This is a genomic window from Parabacteroides bouchesdurhonensis, assembly GCF_900186615.1.
GTDB lineage: Bacteria > Bacteroidota > Bacteroidia > Bacteroidales > Tannerellaceae > Parabacteroides > Parabacteroides bouchesdurhonensis.
Genome location: NZ_LT896588.1, coordinates 2283699 through 2302678 on the forward strand (window position 1 = coordinate 2283699; position 18980 = coordinate 2302678).

The 18980-nt window shown below is 40.7% G+C and carries 13 protein-coding genes; 7 read left to right on the top strand and 6 right to left on the bottom strand.

Annotation, left to right across the window (positions count from 1 at the left end; translation table 11 throughout):
• Positions 1–198: 198 nt before the first annotated feature.
• From C1721_RS16115 to C1721_RS09935, 6 genes are all read right to left on the bottom strand, one after another.
• Positions 199–372 carry a DUF6722 family protein gene (locus C1721_RS16115; protein ID WP_159063573.1) on the bottom strand — a complete coding sequence of 58 codons (174 nt, stop codon included), beginning with the start codon at positions 370–372 and terminating at the stop codon, positions 199–201.
• A 24-nt stretch (positions 373–396) separates the two neighbouring features.
• Positions 397–3249 (bottom strand): aminomethyl-transferring glycine dehydrogenase, encoded by a 2853-nt coding sequence (gcvP, locus tag C1721_RS09915; protein WP_102408191.1) that lies wholly within the window; start codon positions 3247–3249, stop codon positions 397–399.
• Positions 3250–3285: 36 nt separating this feature from the next.
• Positions 3286–3924: an MBL fold metallo-hydrolase gene (locus tag C1721_RS09920; RefSeq protein WP_102408192.1), complete on the bottom strand. Its 639-nt coding sequence runs from the start codon at positions 3922–3924 to the stop codon at positions 3286–3288.
• Positions 3921–4574, bottom strand: a complete 654-nt coding sequence (rsmG, locus tag C1721_RS09925) for a 16S rRNA (guanine(527)-N(7))-methyltransferase RsmG (RefSeq protein ID WP_420872732.1) — start codon at positions 4572–4574, stop codon at positions 3921–3923. The genes C1721_RS09920 and rsmG overlap by 4 nt, the downstream gene beginning before the upstream one ends.
• A gap of 47 nt (positions 4575–4621) precedes the next feature.
• Positions 4622–5476: a DUF3298 and DUF4163 domain-containing protein gene (locus C1721_RS09930; protein WP_102408194.1), complete on the bottom strand. Its 855-nt coding sequence runs from the start codon at positions 5474–5476 to the stop codon at positions 4622–4624.
• Positions 5477–5613: 137 nt separating this feature from the next.
• On the bottom strand, positions 5614–9588 hold the full coding sequence (locus C1721_RS09935; protein WP_102408195.1) for a hybrid sensor histidine kinase/response regulator transcription factor: 3975 nt from the start codon (positions 9586–9588) through the stop codon (positions 5614–5616).
• A gap of 160 nt (positions 9589–9748) precedes the next feature.
• Between C1721_RS09935 and C1721_RS09940 the strand changes: the two genes are divergently transcribed.
• The 7 genes from C1721_RS09940 (at position 9749) to C1721_RS09970 (ending at position 18980) form a co-directional block, all read left to right on the top strand.
• Entirely contained in the window at positions 9749–12286 is a 2538-nt protein-coding gene (locus C1721_RS09940) for a glutaminase domain-containing protein (RefSeq protein ID WP_102408196.1), read from the top strand.
• A 155-nt stretch (positions 12287–12441) separates the two neighbouring features.
• Entirely contained in the window at positions 12442–14256 is a 1815-nt protein-coding gene (locus C1721_RS09945; protein WP_102408197.1) for a glycoside hydrolase family 2 protein, read from the top strand.
• Positions 14257–14346: 90 nt separating this feature from the next.
• A complete protein-coding gene (locus C1721_RS09950) occupies positions 14347–15564 on the top strand; it encodes a DUF418 domain-containing protein (RefSeq protein ID WP_102408198.1) in 1218 nt (405 codons plus the stop codon).
• Positions 15565–15662: 98 nt separating this feature from the next.
• Positions 15663–16256: a DUF4290 domain-containing protein gene (locus C1721_RS09955; protein WP_102408199.1), complete on the top strand. Its 594-nt coding sequence runs from the start codon at positions 15663–15665 to the stop codon at positions 16254–16256.
• Positions 16253–17557, top strand: coding sequence for a UDP-N-acetylglucosamine 1-carboxyvinyltransferase (gene murA, locus C1721_RS09960; RefSeq protein ID WP_102408200.1), 1305 nt, complete (start codon positions 16253–16255; stop codon positions 17555–17557). The genes C1721_RS09955 and murA overlap by 4 nt, the downstream gene beginning before the upstream one ends.
• 11 nt (positions 17558–17568) lie before the next feature.
• A complete protein-coding gene (gene rimM / locus C1721_RS09965; RefSeq protein WP_102408201.1) occupies positions 17569–18090 on the top strand; it encodes a ribosome maturation factor RimM in 522 nt (173 codons plus the stop codon).
• 14 nt (positions 18091–18104) lie between these two features.
• Positions 18105–18980 (top strand): M23 family metallopeptidase, encoded by an 876-nt coding sequence (locus C1721_RS09970; protein ID WP_102408202.1) that lies wholly within the window; start codon positions 18105–18107, stop codon positions 18978–18980.

An 18980-nucleotide genomic window follows, 5' to 3' on the forward strand; every position in this document is an offset into this window, starting at 1 on the left:
TTTAGATATGATTTGTTGTTTATAAAAAAAGGCTATCTAAAATATAAATATCCAGATAGCCTTTGGTACTACATGTTACTTTTTAATTCTCTTTCATCCATTTTTTACCTTCTGGAGTAATAGCGAAAATATATGCGCCTATTGCTATTGCGCATAAAAAAGACATCATGATAATTGCTCCCATTTTATCCTCCTTTCTTATCTGTCTTTAATATAATATAGGCCGACAGAGAAACATAAAGCTACAGTGACTAGACCAACTACGTACATGATCCATTTGTCGTCAAACTCTCCTAAAAAAGAAGAGATCAATACGGCGGTAGCTACATACTTCGCTACGTCCATCAGCCATTTGCCTATTTCCTTTCTCATTTGTTGCAAATATAATGTTATAAATTAGATTTCGCAAGCGCAAAGTGTCGGAATTAGGTTACGGTCGCCATACGCATTATCTACGCGGGCTACGTTGATCCAGAACTTACCGTCGTGTAACCAATCGAGTGGGAAGGCGGCTTTGCTGCGTGGGTATTCGTGCTTCCATTCGTCGGCAGTCACTTCGTATTCCGGATGCGGTGCATTCTTTAATACGTTGTCTTCTTTTGACGCTTTGCCTTCTTCCACTTCTTTGATTTCTTTCCAGATGCAATCCATTACTTCGGCAAAACGATCCAATTCAGCTTTGCTTTCGCTTTCGGTCGGTTCTATCATCAACGTACCGTGTACGGGGAATGACAGAGTAGGGGCGTGATAGCCAAAGTCCATCAGGCGTTTAGCGATGTCGCCTTCGTCGATGCCTGAACGTTCTTTTACCGTGCGGCATTCCAGAATCAATTCATGACCTACGCGTCCGGTTGCTCCGGTATAAACGATGCCGTAGGTATCTTTGAATTTTGATGCCAGGTAGTTCGCATTCAGTATGGCTGTTTTTGTTGCAGTAGTTAGTCCTTCCGTTCCCAGCATGCGTATGTAGCCGTATGTGATCGGCAGTATTCCGGCACTTCCGTAAGGAGCAGCGGATACTGTATTCAGGTCGCTTCCCCAAAGAACGGGATGTTGAGGCAGGAATGGAATCAAATGCTCTGCCACGCAGATAGGACCTACGCCCGGACCGCCACCGCCGTGAGGAGATGAGAAGGTCTTGTGCAGGTTCAGATGGCAAACGTCTGCGCCGATAGTTCCCGGATTAGTCAGGCCTACTTGTGCGTTCATATTGGCGCCGTCCATGTAAAGCTGTCCTCCGCATGCGTGAACGATGTCGCACATTTCTTTGATGTCCACCTCAAATATTCCGTGTGTGGATGGGTAAGTAATCATGCTGGCGGCAAGATTCTCTTTATTCTCTTCCGCTTTGGCACGAAAATCTTCCAGGTCGATATTCCCGTTTTCGTCGCACTTCACGGTTACAGTTGTGAAACCGCATTGAATAGCGCTGGCCGGGTTTGTTCCGTGTGCCGAAGCAGGCAGCAGAACAACGTTGCGATGTCCCTGACCGATGCTTTCCAGATAAGCGCGAATTACACGCAGACCTGTGTACTCACCGGCCGCACCGGAATTGGGTTGCAGGGTAACTCCTTTCAGTCCGGTTATTTCGGCCAGATAAGAGCAAAGGTTCTCTATCAGTTCTTTGTAACCTTCTACCTGTTCTTCTGGAGCGTATGGATGGATATTCATAAATTCGGCACGGCTCAACGGGAGCATGGTTGATGCCGGATTCAATTTCATTGTACACGAACCCAAAGAGATCATGGATTGGGCCAGTGATACGTCTTTGCGTCCCAAACGGGTGATGTAACGCATCAGCTCGGTTTCCGTGCGGTATTTCTTGAAAACGTCCTGTTGGAGAAATTCAGATGTACGAACAAACTTATCGTCGAAATAGCGTTTCTCAGGAATCGACTCGTTCAACATATAATCTTTACCGGCTGCTCCGGAGAAGATATACAGAAGAACGCCTATGTCAGTAGGCAGTGTTGTTTCGTCTATACTGATACCAACTTGTCCGGCCTCAAAGTAACGCAGGTTTACTTTGCATTCCAATGCTATCTCGCGTAGCGCATTAACGGAAACATTAGCCGGAAGCTCTATCATTAATGTGTCGAAATAGTTTTTATTCAGTTGCTTGTAACCTAGTTTTTCCAGTTCTCCGGCAAGGAATCCGGCAGTGGAATGAATGCGGTTGGCAATGTTTTTTAATCCTTTTGCTCCGTGGTATACGGCGTAGAAGCCCGCCATTGTAGCAAGCAGTGCCTGGGCTGTACAGATATTGGAAGTTGCTTTCTCACGCTTGATGTGCTGTTCGCGGGTTTGCAGAGCCAGACGGTAAGCCGGATGTCCGTAGGCATCTTTGGAGATACCGATGATACGTCCCGGGATCATGCGTTTGTATTCGTCCTTTGTTGCGAAATAAGCGGCGGACGGACCTCCGAAGAACATCGGAATACCGAAACGCTGGCTGCTTCCGAATACAACATCTGCGCCCCATTCTCCCGGAGGTGTTAATAATACAAGGCTCATCAGATCGGCGGCAACACCTACTTTTGTACCGTTTGCATTGGCGTGGGCAATGAAATCTTTATAATCTTCTATGGAACCGTTTGCATTCGGATACTGTACGATTGCGCCGAATACGTCCGGCGTCAATTCAAATTTCTTATAATCTCCTGTAACTACCTTGATGCCTTGCGGAATCATACGGGTGTGTATTACAGCTAATGTGGAAGCAAATACATTTTCGTCTACAAATACGGTGTTTGCCTCTGCCTTTACCTGTGTACGGCTGCGTGAACCGTAAAACATGGTTACTGCTTCGGCTGCCGCGGTTGCTTCGTCCAGCAACGAACAGTTGGTTAACGGCAGACCTGTTAATTCACAGATTACTGTCTGGAAATTCAGCAAAGCTTCCAGACGTCCCTGAGATACTTCTGCTTGGTATGGAGTGTATGACGTATACCAAACCGGATTCTCAAAAACGTTACGCTGGATGGGAGCGGGGCAAACCGTATCATACCAGCCCATTCCGATATAGGATGTAAAAACGTCGTTCTTGGAAGCCAGTTCGGAAATGTGTTCGGCAAATTCGCGTTCGGTCATAGCTTCCGGAAGATTTAGAGGAGCTTTCAGGCGGATATTGGCCGGAATTGTCTGGTCGATCAGTTCGTCTAAAGAGTTTACACCAATAGCCTGTAGCATAGAAGGTATATCTTCTGCAGCGATACCTACGTGGCGGTTTACAAACTTGTTTGTGTCCATAGTAATTTAGTAGTTTTATGTAGTTTGTGACTCCTGTTATAAATAAGGATTATTTAATTTTTCTTCGATAATGGTGGTGTCCGTACCATGTCCGCTGTAAACGATTGTTTCATCCGGCAGTGATAGTAATTTGTCTTTTATGGCGGCAACCAGTATTTCCTGATTCCCTCCCCAGAGGTCTGTTCGCCCGATACTTCCGGCAAACAAGGCGTCGCCTATGACCACGAAGCCATTCTTTTTATTATAGAAAGCTACACTGCCCGGAGAATGTCCCGGAACGGATAACACCTGCAGTTCGGAGTTTCCGAATGCAATGGTTTGTCCTCCTACCAGATATTTCTCTACCTGAATTTCATCGATGCGGGTAGGGATACCAAACAGACGTGCTTGCTCGTTGGGAGAAGGCAGTCCTTCCACGTCTGCTTTGTGTGCTTCCGGTTTCAAACCGTATGTTTTATATACAAAAGAATTTCCGAATATATGGTCTAAATGTAAATGAGTACACAAATAACGTTTTATTGCCAGATTGTTTTGTGCAACGAAATCACTTAACTCTTTTTCTTCTTCTTTACGCATACAACCGCAATCAATAAGTACGGCTTCAAGTGTTTCATCGTACAGAAGATACGTATTCTCGGAAAAGTAATTTACTTCAAAAGATTTTATTGTAATCATAGGGGAACGTATACCGTTTTTTTAGTTTCAAAAAATTCTTCTTTAAAATAATCTTTCAGGTCGATGCTTATTGCCTGTTTGCGAAAAGGCAATATTTCGTGTTGTAATTCTCCGCCTTTCAGGCAGATCAGTCCATTAGGCAATGCGTTTGTTTGTTCTCTCCGGATATTTTTGCGTACAATTTTTACCAAATCGGATAAAGGCATTACGGCACGGCTCACAACGAAGTCGAATACTTGCTTTTCTTCTTCTCCCCGGCAATGGCGAAAAGTTACATTGGTAAGTCCTATGCCTTCCGCAACCGCTTGTCCTACTTTTATCTTTTTACCGATGCTATCCACCAGGTGAAATTGTACTTCGGGGAAGAATATAGCCAAAGGGATTCCCGGAAAACCGCCTCCGGTTCCCAAATCCATGACAGATGAGCCTTCTTTGAATTTTATCATCTTCACGATACCAAGTGAATGAAGTACATGGTGCAGATACAGATTATCTATATCTTTCCGGGATATGACATTTATTTTTGAGTTCCAGTCCGCGTACAGGGCATACAAGGCAGTAAACTGCGCTTTTTGTTTTTCGCTCAAGTCCGGAAAGTATGATTCGAGAATTGACAATTGGGTATTGACAATTTCCTGAAAATTAGTCATGTTGTTATCTTGTTCCATATTCTGTTTGTCACGATTCTAATCTGTAATTAATTACCGATTAAAGGGCTGATAGGACTTTCTTGCTTAAGTAAGTGTTTAATTTTATCAAATGAAAGATGTACGTTGATGACACCTACAACGTAAGCTGCTATTTCATATTCATTAAATGTATATGTGATACCTGTAGAGTCAACAAGAAAATTGCCGTTAGGGAATATTTCATCAATGCTGAAAAATCCTGCATTTTCCAGTTCTTTCGGATTCTCCATTTTGTTTTGTTCAGTAATCTGGTCTACAAGAATCTGACTTAAATTATCCTGGAAATTTTCAATAAATATATCTTCTTCTGTAATAGGTTCTCCGTTCTTGAGGTTCAATACATGATTCATATGAGAATGCGCGCCATGCGCTCCACCGGTATAATTCTCCATATTAACGGTATAACTAAGTATATCGTTTTCATTATAAACGATGTCATTTGACGACATTTCATAGTAGGAGAACCAAGCTCCTACCGGCTGGTCTTTATCTTTTTTAAGCTCTTCTTTAAAGTCGCTTTCCAATTCTTTGTATGCCTTTAAATAGTCCTGGGTATAATGTTCTGCGGCTTCTTGCGGAGTGTCTTTTTCATAAGTGTCGCCGAAATAGGAAACAACAAATTGCTGTTGTATTTTTTGTAATATATCTTTGTTTGTATATTTTACCGGATAAATAAATTCTATTTGCAGGTTGCAGTTCGGATTATCCGGGCTTTCCAGCATGTGGTATGTCTTTTCTACGTGAATAGAATCGAATTTTATATTATTTTCTGTCACTTTTTTAGTACCGGTGTTGCAACTGGTCGTAATCAATCCCATAAAAAAAAGAATGAAAAGACCATTTATGTATAATTGCGTTTTCATAGGGAAACAGATTTATATAATTATGATGCAAATGTACGTCATTATATTATATAAACAAATTGCCCCTGATAAGTTTACCCAAAATATTCTTTTATAATTTCCATCCGGAAGAATTTCTGCATTTTTTGTTTCATTGGTTATAACTGTATTATTGGAAAAGATCCCGATGATTCTATATTTTTCATAAATTCGGAAGGAGACTTTCCGTATTGTTTCTGAAAACAGGTTGAGAAGTATGCCGGAGAAGAGAATCCTACCTGAAACGCTATTTCATTGATTCGGGTTTCTCCACTTTGCATTAACAAAATGGCTTTCTTCAAACGGGCTATCTTGATGAAATCGACCGGAGATAAACCGGAAAGCCCTTTTACTTTTCTATATAGGCTGGACGTACTCATTCCCATTTCGGAAGCCAGCATTTCTACATTCAAGGCTTCATTCGTGATGTGTTTGTCCAGGCAAGTGTTGAATTTGTTGAGGAAAATATCATCAACCGGTGATATTGCAAGGGAAGAGGTTGGTGTCAACGGCTTTTCCAGATATGTTTTATTCAGTATTTCCCGGTTCTTTAGCAGATTTTGTATTTGTGCAACCAGCAATTCAATGGAGAATGGTTTTTCCATATAGGCATCGGCCCCTTTGTTCAATCCTTCCAAACGGGATTGCAGATTATGCTGTGCTGTCAATAAAATAAATGGAATATGACTATAGTTAACGTCGTTCTTTACTTTATTGCACAATTCAAATCCGTCCATGACCGGCATCATTACATCACTTATAATCAGATTGACTGTGTTGTTTTTCAGTTGGTCGAATGCCGTTTCTCCATTATCGGCTTCCAATACTTGGTAATCGCCGGAAAGTTCCTGTGCGATGAATTGCCGCATGTCTGTTTGGTCTTCGACAATAAGTACGGTTGGTTTTCCTGTTTTCGGCATAGCTATTGTTTCTGCAACCGTTGTCTCCTGCAATTCCCCGGATACCATCATATAACAGTCTTTTTGTTCCATCGGCAGAGTCAGGACGAATTGATTTAAACCATCCGGAGAATGGCGGTAAATCAATGTTCCGCTGTGGAACTCGGCTAATGTACGGGCCAGTGATAGCCCAATGCCGCTTCCCTGTTTATTCTCAGTTTCTTTTATACGGTAGAAAGGAGTGAAGATGTTTTCCTTTTCCTCTTGAGGGATAAGATATCCGTCGTTCGTAATAGTTACTGTGAAACAAGACTTTTCACTTTCGGATACGGCAAGGTTCAAATAAATTTTCTTTTCGGAATATTTGATAGCATTGGTCATTAAATTGCTAATGATTTTAGAAAATGCTTCTCTGTCTATATAGGCTGTAAGATGGTATTCCGGAGTGGTGATCGTGAACTCTTTATGCTCTGTTTCAAGGATAGATTCAAATGGCTGGAGAATAGTTTCTATCCATAATTTTACATCTGTCCGAACATAATTAAGCCGGAATCCTTTACTTTCCGTTTTACGGAAATCCAGCAACTGATTACTCAGATCGAGCAATCTCTGGGTGTTCTTTTCAATAATTTTCAGATTTTCTTTGGTGGATGCTGTACCGTCTCCGGACTTTAGAATCTTTTCCAGCGGGGCTTTTATTAATGTTAACGGGGTACGTATTTCGTGTGTAATAAAAGTAAAGAACTGTATTTTGGCGTTGTAAAGCTCTTTCTCTTTTTTGTTTTCGAATATTTCCTGATTAATGCGATGCTTTTCTATCAGTTTTGCTTTTTTATAGTAATAGAAAATGGCAATGCAAATTATTAATGTGATTACATAAATAATCATAGCCCAGCCGGTTGCCCAAAAAGGAGGTGTGATTATGATTTGTAACGTTTGTTCATTATCTTGCCAAACTCCGCTGCTGTTTGTTGATTTTACCTTGAACAAATAACTTCCCGGTGATAAATTGGCAAATGTCACTTCTCTGTTTTGGTTCATGTAAATCCAGTCTCCTTCAGTTCCTTCTAATTTATAAGCATATTTTATGGCTTCCGGAGAAGTGAAACTTAATGCTATATATGACAATGTGAAAGTGGAGATATTATACGGTAATTTAAGCTGGTATGAGCTCTCTATAGGTGATGTTTTTACCCCTTGTTTATCTTTTTTGTAGGCAGGAATATGAATGTTTGTGATATAAACAGGCGGAGTATATGAATCTTCTCTGAAAAGTTTGGGATTGAATGCCAGCATTCCATTAATTGTTCCCATATAAATCATGCCATCCAGCGATTTGTAGGATGAACTGAAATTGAATTGCATTTCATGTAAGCCGTCCGTATAAGTATATGTGCGCATTACGTAGGTTTCCGGATTGAATTTAACTAATCCGTTGGCAGTGGAAATCCAGAAGAAATGGTCATCATCTTCTATTATCCGATAAATAATATTGCTGGGCAATCCGTTTTCTGCTGTGATCCGGTTGAATGAGTCTGTCGTTTCATCGTATTTGGAGAATCCGTGACTGGTCGTTATCCATATCCGTCCTTTACTGTCTTCAAACACGGAATTAGTATTATTACTGCCTAACCCCTGTGTTTTACCGGAGGTGTAATAGTCTATTTTATCTTCTTCAGGAAGATAACGATATACACCATTGATGGTTATAATCCAGATTCGGCCTTTCTTGTCTTCGTAAATCTGACGTGTTAAAGTATGAATGTTTTTCCACGGACGGAAGCTGTCATTCGTTTTATTATATAGAACAGTTCCCGAAGATGTACCGATAAGTATATCGTCGTTTCCTGTTTTACAGAAACATAGAACAAAATCATTGATAAGGTTCTGGTGCGTGTTAGCCCTCGTATAACGTTTAATTATTTTACCGGAAGGAATATCGAGCACATCAATACCGTTATTGAATGTTCCTACCCAAAGCCGGTCGCCATCAGCCATTAATCCGTGAATATTTGTGGCAGACAAGGGATGGAGTGAATTATTGAGTGAATAATTTGTCATTTCTTCGGTTTGGGGGTTATAACAGTTGATTCCGTTATCTTCTGTCCCAAGCCATAAATGTCCATACTGATCGGGACATATCTCACGGACTGCATTGCCCAGCATGCCGGGATGCGTTTTTCCTCCTATGAAATATTTAAATCCGGTATATTCTTTAGGCAGATAACTGATCCCTCCGAAAAACGTGCCGACCCACATTCCTCCTTCATGGTCTTTGGTTAATGTATAAACGGCATTGTCGGCTATAGTATATTCGTTGGTTAGTGACTTCTGCAGATGGCGAATTTGTTTATCTATTATATTATAAATATAAACGCCGGATTCGGAAGCTATCCAATAAGTGCTTTTATTAAAGGCTGTAATGGCGCGTACTTGGATACCGGGAATGATTGTTTCTATCTGCCGGTTCTTGTAATGATAGATTTTGAGGCCTGTCTTATCTGTTCCGAATAAAACTCCTATTTCCGGTATCTGGAAAATAACGGAAATATGTATTTCCTGTTCTTCCTCTTCTTTACTTAAAATAGGAATATTATCGAAACTGTCTGTTTCATTTTTATAAGTATAAATTGTATTATTATCGAAGGAAATGGGGAAACCTTCATCCGATAAAATCATGCCGTTCGGATGGAAGTACTTCTCTGCCGGATAAATTTGCACGGTATTGTTTTCGGGAGAATACTTTACAATCCGGTTATATTCTATGCACCAGAGATTGTTTTCTTTATCTTCCAAAACAGAAGAAAAATTTTCTATCCGGTTTTTTCCGTCGGGAAAAAGTAATGGATAAAATGAGTCTGTTTTATAATCATAATAACATGTTCCCTGATTGGTACAAATCCATATCTTTCCGTCGCCACCTTCATAGAGGGAAATGATTCTGTCTCCGGGAAGGCTCGATTCTACCCATGAGTTATATCGGTACGTTTTAAATGTATAACCGTCAAATCTATTCAATCCGTCGTCTGTACCGAACCACATGAATCCTTTTCTATCTTGCATCGAACAGAAAACGGTATTGTGGGATAAGCCGTGTTTGTTATTGTAATGCTTGAAATAGAGTTCGCCGGCTGTACTGTTTTGATAACAGAAAGCGCAGAATATACTTATAATAGCAAAAATGAATGATCTCATAAAATAATTGCTAAATAGATGCTTTCAGTGGCAAATCTACAATAAATGAATGATGTTTGAAAGTTTTTGATTGATTTCTGAAAGCCCTGAAATATATATTCCTGTTCTTTTGCAGTCGTAAGATAGTCGGGCTTTGAATAAATAGAGACTTTATAATATCATGAAGAAACATTACAGTTTATTTTTTCTTTTATTTATACTGCAACTCGTTGGTTGTTCCGGTTCCGGCGTGAATTTTCAGGCTGGGAAAAAGAATGATTTACGTGCGCCGGCTTATCCTCTGATTACAATAGATCCTTATACAAGCGCCTGGTCATTTACCAATAATTTATATGATGATCCTGTGCGTCATTGGACCGGAAAGAAATTCCCTTTAATAGGCGCTATTCGCGTAGATGGTAAGGCTTACCGTTTTATGGGTAAAGAAGATGTGGCGCTTAAAACCATACTGCCTACTGCTATCCGGGAAAAATGGGATGCTTTATATACGGAAAAAGAACCTGCTTCCGGATGGTTGTCCAAAGATTTTAACGATGCGTCGTGGAAGGCCGGAAAAGCTGCTTTCGGAACATCCGAGATGTCCAACTTATCTACTCCGTGGGAAAGTTCGGATATTTGGGTTAGACGAAGTTTCGATTTGCCGGATGATAATTATAGTGCACAGACTATTATTCTGGAATATTCGCACGACGACGTTTTTGAACTTTACGTAAATGGTATTGAAGTTGTAAATACCGGAAATACCTGGAAGAATAATGTATTGGTTGAACTGCCGGCTAAGGTTGTTGCCACCTTAAAATCCGGGAAAAATACAATTGCCGCTCATTGCCATAATACAGTAGGCGGTGCTTATGTTGATTTCGGACTCTATAAGAAGGAAGATAAAGGGAGTAATTTTGATTTGGTTGCCGTTCAGAAATCGGCAAATGTATTGCCCACCCAAACATATTATACGTTTGAATGCGGCCCTGTACAGTTGGATATGATATTTACCTCCCCATTATTATTGGATGATTTGGATTTAATGAGTACTCCGGTTAATTATATTTCTTATCAGGTGCAGTCGTTAGACGGAAAAGAACATGATGTACAGGTTTATATGGAAGCTACTCCCCATTGGGCTATTGATAATGAAGGACAGCCGGTTTCTTATGAAAAAGAAGAGAGAAACGGGATAACTTATTTGAAAACCGGAACATTGGAACAGTCTGTATTGGCAAAGAAAGGAGACGATGTGCGTATAGACTGGGGATATTTTTATTTGGCAACTCCTGATAATGCCGGAAATGTGGAGATGGGCATAGGCGATTATCATAAAATGAAGAAGGACTTTATTTCGGTCGGTAAATTCGCAGTGAAGGCATTTAACCCGGATGTAACGCCAGAGAGCGAAACAATGAATGCATTGGTTTATACTCGTGATTTGGGAAATGTGCAATCGCCGGTAAGCGGATATATTATGCTGGGTTATGACGATTTATACTCCATCCAGTATTTTAAAGATAACCGGATGGCCTATTGGAAGCATAACGGAAAGTTTGATATCTACGACGTTTTTGAAAAGGCTGTTAAAACTTATGCCTCTGTTATGCAGCGTTGTGAACAATTTGATATCCGGATGATGAATGATGCGGAAAAGGCCGGAGGAAAGAAATATGCCGAGTTGTGCGCATTGGCTTATCGCCAGGCGGTAGCAGCTCATAAGTTGGTTGAAGATAAAGAAGGTAATTTGTTATTCTTCTCAAAAGAAAATTTTAGTAACGGGTCTATAGGAACAGTTGACATAACCTATCCTTCCGCACCTTTATTCTTGCTTTATAATCCGGAATTGCTGAAAGGAATGTTGAACCCTATTTTCTATTACAGTGAAAGCGGACAATGGAATAAACCGTTTGCTGCCCATGATGTAGGTACTTATCCTTTGGCTAACGGTCAGACTTATGGCGGCGATATGCCGGTGGAAGAATGTGGTAATGTACTTATCCTTACTACTGCAATAGCTCAACGGGAAGGTGATGCCGAGTATGCGAAAAAACATTGGGAGGTATTGACTGTGTGGGTTAATTATCTGCTAAAAGAAGGATTGGATCCGGAGAACCAGTTGTGTACGGATGACTTTGCCGGACATTTTGCTCACAATACTAATTTATCCATCAAAGCTATTATGGGTATTGCCGGTTATGGTAAGCTGGCTGAAATGCTGGGAGAAAAAGAGGTAGCGGATAAATATATAAATGCCGCCAGAGAGATGGCCGGAAAATGGGTTGATATGGCTAACGATGGCGATCATTACAGACTGACATTTGATCAACCCGGAACATGGAGCCAAAAATATAATCTGGTGTGGGATAAAATGTTTGGCATGGATATTTTCCCCAAAGAGGTAGCAACTACGGAGATGGCATATTATTTAACAAAGCAAAATGATTATGGTTTGCCGCTCGATAGCCGTAAAACATATACAAAGTCTGACTGGATTCTATGGAGTGCTTGTCTGACAAACAATATAAACGATTTTAACAGCCTGCTTGATCCGGTATATAAATATGCGAATGAAACGACGACACGTATGCCTTTAAGTGACTGGCATGAAACAACAAACGGCAATTCGGTAGGTTTCCGTGCCCGTTCGGTGGTTGGTGGTTATTTCATGAAGATGCTGGAACAGGAAATGATGAAAGAATTTTCTTCAATGTAAAAATGCTTAATGTGGAAAACGCCAAAGAATTAATTTTGATTTACATTTACATTATTGGTGGATATACTTCCGTTCCCCTCCTGGGAAGGCCGGGACAAGGAAGTATTTAACAAAACGATTATTAATGAATTATTAACTTATAAATCTGAATTCGCATGAGAAAGAATGTATTAATTGGTTGCACCTTAGTTTTAGCTGTGTGCGCACAGGCACAGTGGAAGCCGGCAGGCGACAAAATCAAAACACAGTGGGCGGAACAGGTAAATCCGAAAAACGTATTGCCTGAATATCCTCGTCCGCAAATGGAACGTGCCGACTGGGTAAACCTGAATGGCGAATGGGATTATGCCATTAAGCCGATAGGAGAAGTAGAACCAACTTCGTTTGATGGAAAGATATTAGTGCCATTTGCAGTAGAATCTTCTTTATCCGGCGTACAAAAAGAAGTTGGAGACAAGAATGAACTGTGGTATAAACGCTCCTTCTCCATCCCTTCTGCCTGGAAGAATAAAAACATAATGTTGAACTTTGGCGCAGTAGACTGGAAAGCCGACGTTTATGTAAATGATATTCTGATCGGTTCTCATAAGGGTGGTTTTACTCCGTTCTCTTTTAATATCAGTCCTTACTTAAATGGCTCTAACAATCAGAAATTGGTAGTTCGTGTATGGGATCCAAGCGACAAAGGGTATCAACCTCGCGGAAAGCAAGTATCTAACCCTGAAAGCATCTGGTATACTCCGGTGACTGGTATCTGGCAGACCGTTTGGCTGGAACCGGTAGCAACAAATCATATCAAATCGGTTAAGTCAATTCCGAATATTGATAATAATTCAATGAGTGTAACAGTTGCTACTTCTGTGGAATGTCCTGCTGGAATAGTAGAAGTAAAACTGTTGGATAAAGGTAATGTTATTGCTTCGGCAAAAGGCGTACAGGGTGAAGAATTGCGTTTGGCAGTACAAAATCCTACGTTATGGAGTCCGGCTACTCCTTATCTGTATGACATGAAGGTCTCTTTATCTAAGAATGGCAAAGTTCTTGACGAAGTAAAATCATATACAGCATTCCGTAAAATCTCTTCAAAGAGAGATGCTAACGGTATCATGCGTATGCAGCTAAACAATCAGGATTTATTCCAGTTCGGTCCGTTGGATCAGGGATGGTGGCCTGATGGTTTATACACTGCACCTACGGATGAAGCGTTGCTGTACGATATAAAGAAAACAAAAGACTGGGGATTTAATATGATCCGTAAACACGTGAAGGTTGAACCGGCACGCTGGTATTACCATTGCGATAAGGAAGGTATTTTGGTATGGCAGGATATGCCTAGCGGAGATCATGGTTCTTATATGTGGGAACATCACGTATATAACGGCGGAAAAGATCATCAACGCACACCGGAATCAATTGTCAATTACTACCAGGAATGGAAAGAGATCATGGATTTCTGCATGTCTAATCCTTCTGTGGTTGTATGGGTTCCTTTCAATGAGGCATGGGGACAGTTTGATACTGAAAAAGTAGTTGAATGGACTAAATCTTATGATCCTTCACGTCTGGTGAATCCGGCAAGTGGTGGTAACCATCGTCCTTGCGGTGATATCTTGGACTTACATAATTATCCGGCACCTGATATGTTCCTTTTCGATCCGCAGCGTGTAACTGTTTTGGGTGAATATGGCGGTATTGGTCTGCCTGTTGAAAATCATTTGTGGTGGAACAAACGAAACTGGGGATATGTACAGTTTAAGAATGGTGATGAAGTAACGGCTGAATATGTGAAGTATGCCAATGAGCTGAAAAACTTAGTTCCAAAAGGCTTCTCTGCTGCCGTATATACACAGACTACAGACGTGGAAGGTGAAGTTAACGGATTGATGACTTACGATCGTAAAGTGGTCAAAATTAATGAAAATGCTGTAAAGAAAGCAAATGAAGCGGTGATTAACGCTTTGTCAAAATAACAGGCTTTTTAAGTGTTTCAGTAATGTAATCCCCTGGACAATATCCGTATTCGGGTTTGTTTGGGGGATTCGTTTTTATCGGATTATAAAATGAACCATATATTATCTTCAATAACGCCACCCCGGCGTATTACTTCAATAGATTCCTTGCGTGGATTTGCCCTTATAGGCATTATGTTGCTTCATTGCATGGAGCGTTTTGACCTTACACTGGTGCCGGTTGTTGAAAATCCTTTCTGGCAGCAAGTGGATACATTTGTTTTTGATAGTCTCCGGTTTCTGTTTGCGGGGAAATCCTATGCCATGTTTTCCCTTTTATTCGGATTAAGTTTCTTTATGCAGATGGATTCGCAGGCTGCTAAGGGAGTTGATTTTCGCGGACGTTTTTTGTGGCGTTTAGCCTTGTTGTTAGTATTCGGATATATAAACGGACTTCTTTATCTAGGTGAGTTTTTTGTTGTTTATGCTGTGTTAGGGGTATTCCTGATTCCTCTTTATAAAGTTCCTACACGCTGGCTGATTGTATTTGCTGTATTATTGTTCTTGCAGGTACCTGCTATCATCCGCTTTATTTCTTTGTTGGAAAATAATGTGCCGAATGAACCGACGGAAGCCGTTTCGTACATGAATCATTTGTATGATGTGTGTGCCGCTATCTTCATCAACGGATCGTTTTGTGATGTGATAGACTTTAATCTCTGGAAAGGACAGTATGCCAAAGTGCTTTGGGTATTTAACAATTTCCGTTACCTGCAATTGCTAGGTTTGTTTATCGTCGGAATGCTTATCGGACGTGCGGGCATACATAAAAGTGAAGAAAAGATGATAAAATATAGCAAGTTGGTGTTACCGTATGCACTGGTATGGTTTGCTGCGTTTTACGCTATAGCGTTTTTTCTGCCGGCAATGGGTGTGGACGGTTTTGCTTTGCAAGTTGGAAAAACAATGTTTAAGACTTATGGTAACTTAGGACAAATGATGGTCTATATTAGCGGCTTGGTTTTGCTTTATTATCAATATGGCGGACGTAAAATATTAGACTATATGGCCCCTGTAGGACGAATGAGTGTTACCAATTATATGGCACAAAGCATGTGTGGTGTTATTATCTTTTATGGTTTTGGTTTCAACGGGGCCGTACATCTGGATTATTTACAGAGCTTTTTGGTTGGAATTGCCTTTTGTGCCCTACAGATACTGTATAGTAACTGGTGGATTAAGCGTTTTTATTATGGCCCGGTTGAATGGCTTTGGAGAGTATTAACATGGCTTCGTCCGGTTCCGTTGCGTAGAACAGACAGGGCATAATGAATATAACAGCCTTTGTTATTTGCGTTTTTTATCAACCCTCATTCCTTTTAGTCGATAATAATGTATAACTTTGCAAACTAAACAACATTGAAGGAATGAAATATAATACAGAAGAAAAGAAATTGGCATTGCCGGAATATGGACGTAATATCCAGAATATGGTGGACTATTGTGTTGCTATCCAAGACAGGGAAGAACGGAAACGTTGTGCCAATACTATTATAAACATTATGGGAAATATGTTTCCCCACTTGCGTGACGTAAATGATTTTAAGCATATACTTTGGGATCACTTGGCTATTATGGCGGATTTTAAACTGGATATAGATTATCCGTATGAAATTATAAAGAAGGAAGATTTATATTCGCGTCCGCCTCGTATTCCGTATAATAACTCCCGTATCCGTTACCGTCATTACGGAAAGACGCTTGAACTTATGATCCGAAAAGCTACCGAGTTGGAAAATGGTACGGAAAGAGATCAGCTTATCAAATTGTTGGCAACTCAGATGAAGAAATCGTTTCTTAACTGGAATAAAGAATCGGTAGACGACCGGAAAATATTTAAAGATTTGGATGAGTTGTCTGACGGTAAAATTATTTTGGATGAAGAAGTGCATAAATTGGCTGAAAGCCGTGATATTCTCGCTCGAAATAATAAGAAAAACTATACCCGTAAAGGACGATGAGCTCGTTTGTTATAGAAGGTGGCTATAAGTTATCCGGAGAGATTACCCCCCAAGGCGCTAAGAATGAAGCTTTGGAAGTTATTTGCGCCGTATTACTGACCGCTGAAAAAGTAACGATTCACAATATACCCGATATACTTGACGTAAATAATCTGATTCAACTATTGCGTGATATGCAGGTAAAAGTAGAGCATCCCGGTGCCGGTACTTATACCTTTCAGGCCGATGCGGTAGATCTGGATTATCTGACTACTGATGAATTTCTTCGTAAGAGTACCAGTCTCCGTGGTTCTATCATGATTGTAGGGCCTTTGGTTGCCCGTTTCGGTAAGGCCATGATACCAAAGCCGGGAGGAGATAAAATAGGCCGCCGTCGCTTGGATACTCACTTTGTTGGTATTCAAAAGTTGGGAGCATGTTTCCGTTATGATACAGAACGTCAGTTGTATGAAATAGAAGCACGCAGACTAAAAGGAGCTTATATGCTTCTGGATGAGGCCTCGGTAACCGGAACTGCCAATATCTTAATGGCGGCCGTGTTGGCCGAAGGAACAACGACTATCTATAATGCTGCTTGCGAACCCTATTTGCAACAACTTTCTTCTATGCTTAACCGTATGGGGGCACGTATTTCCGGGGTTGGCTCAAATCTGCTTACAATAGAAGGGGTAGATGCTTTGGGCGGAACGGAGCATACTATTTTGCCTGACATGATTGAGGTTGGCAGTTTTATTGGAATGGCAGCGATGACAGCTTCTGATATTACGATTAAAAATACGGGTTATGATAAACTGGGAATTATTCCGGAATCTTTCCGCCGTCTTGGTATCCGTGTAGAACAACAAGGTGACGATATACATATTCCTACGCATGACACTTATGAAATAGAGACTTTTATTGACGGTTCTATTATGACAATTGCCGATGCCCCTTGGCCGGGACTGACTCCAGATTTGTTGAGTGTGTTTCTGGTTGTGGCCACTCAGGCTGTTGGCAGTGTGCTGATTCATCAAAAGATGTTTGAAAGTCGCTTGTTTTTTGTCGATAAACTGATTGATATGGGAGCGCAGATTATTCTTTGCGATCCTCACCGCGCAACGGTTATCGGATTGGGTAATCGATTTAAATTACGGGGGGCAACGATGGTGTCGCCAGATATTCGTGCCGGCATTGCCTTGCTGATTGCTGCCATGAGTGCAGAGGGTACAAGCCGGATTCACAATATAGATCAGATAGACCGCGGATACCAGGATATTGATAAACGACTGAATAGCATTGGTGCACGTATTACCAGACTTTAAAAAATAAAGCCATGATAAAGAAAGAAGAGGTATTCAAGATAGGGCTGTTTGCCAAGCCACACGGTATTAAGGGCGAGTTGTCTTTAATTACCAATAGTGATGTCTTTGATGATACGGATGATCCTTATGTGGTTTGTGACATTGATGGTATCCTGGTGCCTTTCTTTATTGAAGATTATCGTTATAAGAGTGACAGTGTTGTTTTGGTGAAACTGGAATATGTGGATAATGAGGACGCTGCCCGGGAATTTGTCAATAGGGAAGTCTTTTATCCGTTGAATGCTGTTGAAGACAGTGATCTGGTAGGAGATATGACATGGGATAGCTTTATAGGCTATATGGTTACAGATGAACGTTTGGGAGAACTGGGCAATATAACGGATGTGGACGATAGTACTATTAATGTACTTTTTCAAGTAAAATATGAAGGAGAGGATATTCTCTTTCCGGCAGTGGAAGATTTGATAACGGACGTCGATCATGAAAATAAACGTCTTACCGTTTCTCTTCCTGAAGGGTTGCTGGATTTATAAAAGAAGAGAAGGACATGGCATTAAAGAAAAAGAAACAGAAAAATACTAAATCATTTTGGCATCGGATTCGTTTCAAATACAAACTATCCTTTTTTAATGAAACGACATTGGAGGAGGTTTGGTCTTTCCGCTTGTCTCGGCTGTCGGCTTTCTCATCATTGGCTTTATTTGCTTTAGTCCTGATTGCCGTGACCGCCTTGATTATTATTAAAACGCCAATTCGAAACTATCTTCCTGGCTATTTGGATATTGAAGTGAGGAAAGAGATAATGCAAAATGCTTTGCGAGCGGATTCTTTGGAAAGAATGATGGCTGTACAATCTCTTTATTTAAAGAATGTGGTAGGTATCCTGACTGGTACAACACCTATTGATTCTATCCGTGAGATAGATTCTTTGGCGCATGTCAATGCCGATTATGATATACCACGCAGTGAAAATGAAAGTAATTTTGTGAAGGCTTTTGAAGATGATGAGAAATATAACCTTGCCGTACTTAATCCGAATCCGGTTCCTACGGATGGTATTTTCTTTTATAAACCAGTGAATGGAATTGTATCTTCCCATTATGAGGCCGATATCCGTCACTTCGGTGTGGACATAGCTGCTTCACCTAAAGAAAGTGTTTTGTCAACGTTAGACGGAACTGTTGTTTTTACCGGATATGATCCTAATTATGGGAATGTGATCCAGATACAGCATAAGAACGGTTTCCTTTCTATTTATAAACATAATGAACTTCTATTGAAGGAAATCGGCGATCATGTTGTCGCTGGTGAGGCTATTGCCTTGGTGGGGAATACGGGGAAACTCTCTACCGGACCTCATTTGCATTTTGAGTTATGGTATAAAGGTAGTCCCGTCAATCCTGAAGATTATATAGCGTTTTAA

Bases quoted from the DNA above. Each gene is read 5' to 3' on its own strand.
- C1721_RS16115 (WP_159063573.1), bottom strand. From the start codon at position 372: ATGAGAAAGGAAATAGGCAAATGGCTGATGGACGTAGCGAAGTATGTA.
- gcvP (WP_102408191.1), bottom strand. From the start codon at position 3,249: ATGGACACAAACAAGTTTGTAAACCGCCACGTAGGTATCGCTGCAGAA.
- C1721_RS09920 (WP_102408192.1), bottom strand. From the start codon at position 3,924: ATGATTACAATAAAATCTTTTGAAGTAAATTACTTTTCCGAGAATACG.
- rsmG (WP_420872732.1), bottom strand. From the start codon at position 4,574: ATGACTAATTTTCAGGAAATTGTCAATACCCAATTGTCAATTCTCGAA.
- C1721_RS09930 (WP_102408194.1), bottom strand. From the start codon at position 5,476: ATGAAAACGCAATTATACATAAATGGTCTTTTCATTCTTTTTTTTATG.
- C1721_RS09935 (WP_102408195.1), bottom strand. From the start codon at position 9,588: ATGAGATCATTCATTTTTGCTATTATAAGTATATTCTGCGCTTTCTGT.
- C1721_RS09940 (WP_102408196.1), top strand. From the start codon at position 9,749: ATGAAGAAACATTACAGTTTATTTTTTCTTTTATTTATACTGCAACTC.
- C1721_RS09945 (WP_102408197.1), top strand. From the start codon at position 12,442: ATGAGAAAGAATGTATTAATTGGTTGCACCTTAGTTTTAGCTGTGTGC.
- C1721_RS09950 (WP_102408198.1), top strand. From the start codon at position 14,347: ATGAACCATATATTATCTTCAATAACGCCACCCCGGCGTATTACTTCA.
- C1721_RS09955 (WP_102408199.1), top strand. From the start codon at position 15,663: ATGAAATATAATACAGAAGAAAAGAAATTGGCATTGCCGGAATATGGA.
- murA (WP_102408200.1), top strand. From the start codon at position 16,253: ATGAGCTCGTTTGTTATAGAAGGTGGCTATAAGTTATCCGGAGAGATT.
- rimM (WP_102408201.1), top strand. From the start codon at position 17,569: ATGATAAAGAAAGAAGAGGTATTCAAGATAGGGCTGTTTGCCAAGCCA.
- C1721_RS09970 (WP_102408202.1), top strand. From the start codon at position 18,105: ATGGCATTAAAGAAAAAGAAACAGAAAAATACTAAATCATTTTGGCAT.